This window comes from Streptomyces sp. NPDC059900, from assembly GCF_050270335.1.
GTDB lineage: Bacteria > Actinomycetota > Actinomycetes > Streptomycetales > Streptomycetaceae > Streptomyces.
This window is the reverse complement of record NZ_JBNNJZ010000456.1, coordinates 1-6,736: the sequence shown is the minus strand read 5'-3', so window position 1 is coordinate 6,736 and position 6,736 is coordinate 1. Positions and strand designations below refer to the sequence as shown.

The 6,736-nt window shown below is 71.5% G+C and carries 5 protein-coding genes and 2 pseudogenes; 5 read left to right on the top strand and 2 right to left on the bottom strand.

Going from position 1 to position 6,736, the window contains the following annotated elements:
- Together ACQKIP_RS35975 and ACQKIP_RS35970 are read right to left on the bottom strand one after the other, a co-directional pair.
- A pseudogene (locus ACQKIP_RS35975) lies at positions 1–191 on the bottom strand (ABC transporter substrate-binding protein); the annotation flags it as partial.
- A gap of 14 nt (positions 192–205) precedes the next feature.
- Positions 206–1,339: an ROK family transcriptional regulator gene (locus ACQKIP_RS35970; protein WP_365855027.1), complete on the bottom strand. Its 1,134-nt coding sequence runs from the start codon at positions 1,337–1,339 to the stop codon at positions 206–208.
- A gap of 389 nt (positions 1,340–1,728) precedes the next feature.
- On the opposite strand from ACQKIP_RS35970, the gene ACQKIP_RS35965 reads away from it, so the two are divergent.
- From ACQKIP_RS35965 to ACQKIP_RS35945, 5 genes and pseudogenes are all read left to right on the top strand, one after another.
- Entirely contained in the window at positions 1,729–2,760 is a 1,032-nt protein-coding gene (locus ACQKIP_RS35965; protein ID WP_365855029.1) for a hypothetical protein, read from the top strand.
- A 44-nt stretch (positions 2,761–2,804) separates the two neighbouring features.
- Positions 2,805–4,076, top strand: coding sequence for an FAD-dependent monooxygenase (locus ACQKIP_RS35960; RefSeq protein WP_365855031.1), 1,272 nt, complete (start codon positions 2,805–2,807; stop codon positions 4,074–4,076).
- A gap of 36 nt (positions 4,077–4,112) precedes the next feature.
- Positions 4,113–5,507: an MFS transporter gene (locus ACQKIP_RS35955; protein WP_365855033.1), complete on the top strand. Its 1,395-nt coding sequence runs from the start codon at positions 4,113–4,115 to the stop codon at positions 5,505–5,507.
- The gene (locus ACQKIP_RS35950) at positions 5,504–6,352 is read left to right on the top strand and encodes an FAD binding domain-containing protein (RefSeq protein WP_365855035.1); all 849 of its coding nucleotides are present in this window, start codon (positions 5,504–5,506) and stop codon (positions 6,350–6,352) included. Before ACQKIP_RS35955 ends, ACQKIP_RS35950 begins: the two co-directional genes overlap by 4 nt.
- Positions 6,349–6,736: pseudogene (locus ACQKIP_RS35945) on the top strand (xanthine dehydrogenase family protein molybdopterin-binding subunit); the annotation flags it as partial. The gene ACQKIP_RS35950 and the pseudogene ACQKIP_RS35945, both read left to right, overlap by 4 nt.

Below are 6,736 nucleotides of genomic sequence, written 5' to 3'. Positions count from 1 at the left end.
GATATGCCGGGGTTCTCCTTCTCGAAGGCGTCGATCACCTTCTGCAGGCCGGGCACCTGGGCCACGTCCCACACCCCGTACGAGAGAGTGGTCCGCCCGCCGCTCTCCTCGCCGCCGTCGTCGCTCTGGCCGGAGCAGGCGGCGAGCAGGGGCGCCGCCATCGCTCCGTACAGCAGGGTTCTCCTGCGCATGGGTGCCTCCTGTCCTAGTGCGCCGAATCCGTCAGGAGATCGGATTCGACCTGGTCAAGTGCCTTGCGTACGGCGCCGATCGCGACGCCCTGTTCGCCGAGCGTGCTCAGCGCGATACGGGGGACGTGCAGCGTCAGCGGGCGCAGCCGGTCCTCGATGAGCGGTACGAGATGGCCGCCCAGCGGGGTCGCGCCGCCGGTGAGCACCACCAGTTCCGGGTCGACGGCGAGGGCGAGGGCGGCGATGCCCGGCGTAATGCGGTCGGCGAAGTCGGCGACGGCGGCCAGGGCGCGCGGGTCCGCGTCGTCGGCGGCGCGGGCGAGGGCGGCCACCTCGGACTCGCCGGAGCGGCGTGCGCCCTGCCAGCTGAGCGCTTCCTGTGCGGTGTTCATGCCGAGCAGCGGGAGCAGGCCCAGTTCGCCCGCGCCGCCGCGCCGCCCGCGGTGCAGGCGCCCGCCGATGGTGAGGCTGCAGGCCACGCGGTGGCCGGTCAGGACGCAGACGACGTCACCGGCGAGGGTCGCGGCGCCCTGCCAGCGCTCGGCGAGCACGGCGAGGTTCACGTCGTTCTCGACGAGGGTGTGGCCCGGCTCCTCGTCGGCGAGCAGCCGCCCGAGGTCGACGCCGGACCATTCGGGGATGACGTGCGAGGTGATGGTGCCGCCCGCGTCGACGACGCCGGGTACGCCCACGCAGCGGGCGAGTATGTCGTCGCGCCGTACGGCGTGCGCGGCCAGGAAGGCTTCGAGTGCCCCGCGCAGGAGGTCGAGCCTGCGGGCTCCGCCCAGCCGGGGGTCGATGTCCTCGCGGTGCACGGCGAGGACCGTGCCGCCGAGGTCGGCGAGGAGCAGCACCATCTTGTGCAGGCCGATGTCGGCGCCCACGACCCGGCCCGCCTCCACGCGGAAGCGGAAGCGCCGGGCGGGGCGGCCGGGCGTGCGCTCGCCTTCGTCGCGCTCGGCCTCCCCCGCCCAGCCGTGCGCGGCCAGTTCCTCCAGGGCGGCTTCCACCGTGGGCCGGGACAGGCCGGTGCCGGCGGCAAGCTCCGCGAGGGTCTGCGGGCTGCGGCGGTGCAGGGCGCGCAGCACGACGGTGGTGTTCAGGCGGCGCAGCGAGGCGAGGTCATGCCCCCGTGTTCCGTTCCGCAACACTTCTTCACCCCATGTCGAGGCCAGGACAGCCCTGTTGACCTGTGGGCCAACCGCTTCTCCCGGAGATTAAGGAGGACACTTGCATAATCATCTCCGCCGGGGAACCCCCTTCGCGGGAGCAGAATTACGCCGAGGTTTCCTGATGGCCCATCAGGAAAGAGCCGCGTTAACTCCGTGCGCGACCCCTTGCCAAGGCAGATAGTACGTGTTCGGATTATCTCCGTCGGGCGGCCACCCACCGCCTCATATTCGCAGTTCAGACCCTGTGCGGCGGGCTCATGACGCCTGTCCGAGCGCCCCCAGCACCCCCTCCCGTCCCCTCGCACGAAGTGTCCGGAGCCGCGCTGCCCGCATGCCCTGCGGCAGCCCGAGAGAAGGGAACCCCCGTGTTCGATCTTTCGTCCGTCGATCTGCTCGACGCGTTCACCCGCGAACTGCGACTGTGCAAGCTCCGGGAGGGCGAGCACGTCGTCGTCCTGTCCGAGCCCGGCAGCCGCGGCGACTACGTGGCGGCGGCGTTCGGCGCCGCGAAGGCCTGCGGCGCCCATGTCATCGCCGCGACCGTCCCCGGCGGCAGCCCCGCGCCGATGCCGAGCACCCACACGGGTGCGGGCCCCGGCCTTGTCTCCGTGCTCAACGACACCACCGCGCAGGACCTCCTGAAGTCCGCCGACCTGGTCGTCGACATCACCCGCGAGGGCTTCATCCACGCGCCGGTGCAGCAGGAGATCCTGCGCGCGGGCACCCGCATCATCTTCGTCTGCGACGCACCCGACGTCCTCATCCGCAATCTGCCCGAGGAGGCCGACAAGGACGAGGTCCTCGAAGGCGTCCAGCTGCTCGAGCGGTCCTCGCTCATGCGGGTCACCTCGGACGCGGGCACGGACCTGACCGTGCAACTCGCGGGCTCCAAGCCCGAGTTCCAGTGCGGCTTCGCCGACGACCCGGGCCGCTGGGACCACTGGCCGAGCACCATGGTCCTGTGCTGGCCGGAGATCTCCGACGGGCAGCTCGTGCTCGCCGAGGGCGACATCCTGCTGCCCTTCAAGGAGTACGTCCGCCAGCCGGTCACCCTCCAGATCTCGGGCGGGCAGATCGAGAAGGTGTCCGGCGGCGCCGAGGCCGAACTCCTGAACACGTTCTTCGAGGACGCCGACGACCAGTGGGCGCGCAGCCTCTCCCACATGGGCTGGGGCCTGATGCGGACGGCCGACTGGTTCGCCACCGCCATGTACGGCAAGGACGACCTGATGGGCATGGACGCCCGCGCCTTCGCCGGGAACTTCCTGTGGTCCACCGGCCCCCACCCCGTCCTCGGACGCGAGTCGTACGCCCACCTCGACATCGCCATGCGCGGCTGCACGGTCCGGGTCGACGAGACCGAGGTCGTCACGGGCGGCCGGCTCACCGAACGCTGAGCCGCGCAGCAACTGCCCTTGCACATCAGGAAGATGGAGGAAGCGTGGCGTCCAGCCAGTCGTACGAAGTCACCGTCGTCGGAGGCGGCCTCGGTGGCCTGACCGCGGCCCTCGCGCTGCGGCACCGCGGTCTGCGGGTCACCGTGCTCGAACAGGCGCCGCAGCTCGGCGAGGTCGGCGCGGGCATCCAGACCGCGCCGAACGCCAGCCGTGTCCTGCTCGGCCTGGGCCTTCGCAGGCAGCTGGAAGCCATCCACACCGAACCGCTCGACCAGGTGCGGCGGCGCTGGAAGGACGGCAGCGTCGTCGGCCTGACCTCCCTCGGGCGGCGCTGCAAGGAGCAGTTCAACGCGCCGTACTGGCACTACCACCGGGCCGACCTGCACCGCGTCCTCATGGACGCCTGCGTGGACCCGGCGGGCCCCGGCCCCGTCGTCGCGCTGCACACCGCGAGCAAGGTCGCCGAGCTCGACCGCACCGACCCGGCGCGCCCGGTGACGATCACGGACGACGGGCGGCGGTACGTGTCCGACGTCGTCATCGGCGCCGACGGAATCCGCTCCCGGGTGCGCGATCTGATGGGCGCCCCCGACACACTGCTCTTCTCCGGCGAGATGGCCTACCGGGCCCTGATACCGGGCGAGCTGATCGCGGCCGACCCGGCGACGCGCTGGCTGGTCGACCGCTACCAGTCCACGATCTGGTACGGGCCCGACCGGCATCTGGTCCACTACATGATCCGCGGCGGCGAATACCTCAACATCGTGGCCTGTGTGCCGTGCACGGACGAGGTCGCCGAGAAGTGGTCCGTCGCCGCCACCGCGCAGGACCTCGTCGACGCCTTCCCGGGCTGGGACGACCGTGTCCCCGCGATGCTCTCCAAGGCGAAGGAGGACGTCTCCTGCTTCGCGCTCTACCACCGGCGCCGCGACCCGGTCTGGCAGGACGGCCGCGTCGCCCTGCTCGGCGACGCCTGCCATGCGATGCTCCCCTACCAGGCACAGGGCGCGTCGCAGGCCATGGAGGACGCCGCCGTGCTCGCCGAGGAACTGGGCGCGGTCACGGCGGACGACACCGAGCAGGCGCTGCGCCGCTACGTCGACCGGCGCGCCAAGCACGCCGGAATGGTCCAGGACGCCTCGCTGCAGAACAAGACCTTCTACCACTTCCCCGACGGCCCCGAGCAGCGGGCCAGGGACGAGAAGCTCCGGCGGGACTTCGACGGCGAGTCCGATCTCTCCTACGAGTGGCTCTGGGGCGGCAGCCCGCTCAACGACCCCGACCTCGGCGCATTCTCCTACCAGTTCACACGCTGAGTACCAGTTCACACGCTGAGCCCATTGGGAGCGAACGTGAAAACAGGCGATCAGATCGTTCAGGAACTTCCCTGGAGATGGTCGGTCCAGGGCAAGATCTTCATCATCGGCGGCCTCGGCTACCTCTTCGACGCGTACGACATCGCCTTGAACGGCTTCCTCATGCCGCTCCTCGGCAAGCACTTCGACCTCTCGCTCAGCGCGCGCGGGCTCGTCGCCACCGCGAACCTGGTGGGCATGGCCGTGGGCGCCGTCGCCTGGGGCGCGGTCGCCGACCGGATCGGGCGCAAGAAGGCGTTCAGTGTCACGCTGCTGATCTTCGCCATGTTCTCCGTGCTCGGAGCGCTCGCGCCGACCTATCCGGTCTTCCTCGCGCTGCGGTTCCTCGCGGGCGTGGGGCTCGGCGGCTGCATCCCCGTGGACTACGCCCTGGTGGGCGAGTTCTCGCCGCGCAAGTACCGGGGCAGGATCCTCACCGCGCTCGACGCGTGGTGGCCGGTGGGCGTGACCCTGTGCGGACTCGTCTCGACGGCGATGCTGACGCTCGACGGCAACTGGCGGTGGATGCTGGCCACGATGGTCCTGCCCGCACTGCTGCTGTTCTGGGCCCGGCGCGGCATCCCCGAGTCGCCGATCTATCTGACCAAGAAGGGCCGCGAGGCCGAGGCGCGCAAGGTCATCGACGACCTGGTGGCCCGTACGGGCGCCCCGGTGGAGCCCTACGTCATCCCCGAGCCGGTGCCGGACGACGGGCCGCGCGGCGTGGCCGCCGCCGCCGAGCAGTTGCGCCGCATCTGGCGCTTCAGCCCGCGCATCACCTCCGCGGCCTGGCTGCTCTTCGCCACGATCATGCTCGTCTACTACGCGGCGCTGAGCTGGATGCCCTCGATCCTCAAGGAGGAGGGCCAGGGCGACACGGCCGCGTTCATGAGCACCACCCTGATGAGCGGCGTGGGCATCGTCGGTGTCCTTGTCTCCACTGCCCTGGTCGACCTCGTCGGACGCAAGTGGCTGATCGGCGTCTCCGCGCCGGTCGCCTCGCTCGCCCTTGTGGTGTTCGCGCTGGTCAGGGATATGCCGACCGGGTCGGTCGTGGCCATCGGGGTCTTCGGCTTCCTGGCCCAGCTGGCCATCCCCGCCCTGTACGCGTACGTCTCCGAGCTCTACCCCACTCCCCTGCGCGCCAGCGGCTTCGGCTGGGCCTCCTCGGCCAGCCGGGCGCTCACCGGGTTCGCGCCGCTGCTCTTCGGTTCGGTGATGTGGCCGCTGCTCGGTCTTCCCCTGACGTTCGCCGTGCTGGGCGGGACGGTCCTGGTGGCCGTCGGGTGGATGGCGGTGGCGGCACCGGAGACGAAGGGGCGCGAGCTGGACGGCGGGGACGAACCCCCGGTGCCGTCGCCGCTGCCGGTCACCGAGCAGGTGGCGCCGTGAAGCCCGCCCCCTTCGCCTATCACCGGGCCCGCGACCTCGAAGGCGCCACGCGTCTGCTCGCCGAGCTCGGTGATGACGCCAAGGTCGTCGCAGGCGGCCAGAGTCTGGTCGCGATGATGAACTTCCGGCTCGCCCGGCCCCGGCACCTGGTCGACATCGCCGGACTCCGGGAGCTTGACCGGGTGCGCACGGACGCGGCGGGCGGGCTGCGCGTCGGCGCGCTCACCACGCATCACACGGTGGAGAGGGACCCGGCGGGGCGGCTCGGGGCGGACTTCGCCGTGCTGCGCGAGGCCATGCGGCGGGTCGGGCATCTGCCGATCCGCACCCGCGGCACCGTCGGCGGCAGCATGGCGCACGCCGACGCCACCGCCGAGTGGTGTCTGCTCGCCCTCGCCCTTGACGCCGAGTTCGTGGTCCGCGGACCGCGCGGTGAGCGCAGGATCGCGGCCGGGGACTTCTTCCTCGGCTACTACACCACCGCACTCGACTTCGACGAGATCCTCGTCGAGATCGTCTTCCCGCGTCCGGCCCCGCACGCCGCACTCACCGAATTCGCCGAACGGCAGGGTGACTTCGCCCTCGTCTCGGCCGTCGTGGACCTTGATGTCGCGGGCGGTGCGGTACGCGGCGGGCGTGTCGCGCTCGGCGGGGTCGCCGCGGCCGTGGTGCGGGTGCCGGAGGCGGAAGCGGTCCTCGCGGACGGCGGTTCCTTCGCCGAGTGCGCCGCCGCGGCGGCGGATGCCGTCGAACCGCCGGCCGACGCGTCCGGCAGTACGCACTACCGCAAGCAACTCGTCCGCACGCTGGTCCGGCGTGCCTGTGAGGAGGCGAAGGCCCGATGAACGAGCAAGCGAGGCCGGATCGGCTGGTCGGCCGGTCCGTGCCCCGGCGTGAGGACCCCCGGCTCCTCACCGGACGCGGCAGGTTCGTCGACGACATCGCGCTGCCGGGCATGCTGCACGCCCAGTTCGTGCGCAGCACGGTCGCGCACGGCGAGATCACCTCGATCGACCTGACGGCGGTACGTGACGTGCCGGGCGTCGTCGCGGCATTCGCCGCCGACGACCTGGAGCTGCTCGACATCACCGCCGAACTCGGGCGCCCGCTGTCGGAGTTCGTGCCCACCGCGATGCCCGTCCTGGCCCGCGACCGGGTCCGCTACGTCGGGGAACCCGTCGCGATCGTCGTGGCACGGGACGCCTACGCCGCGGAGGACGGTCTGGAAG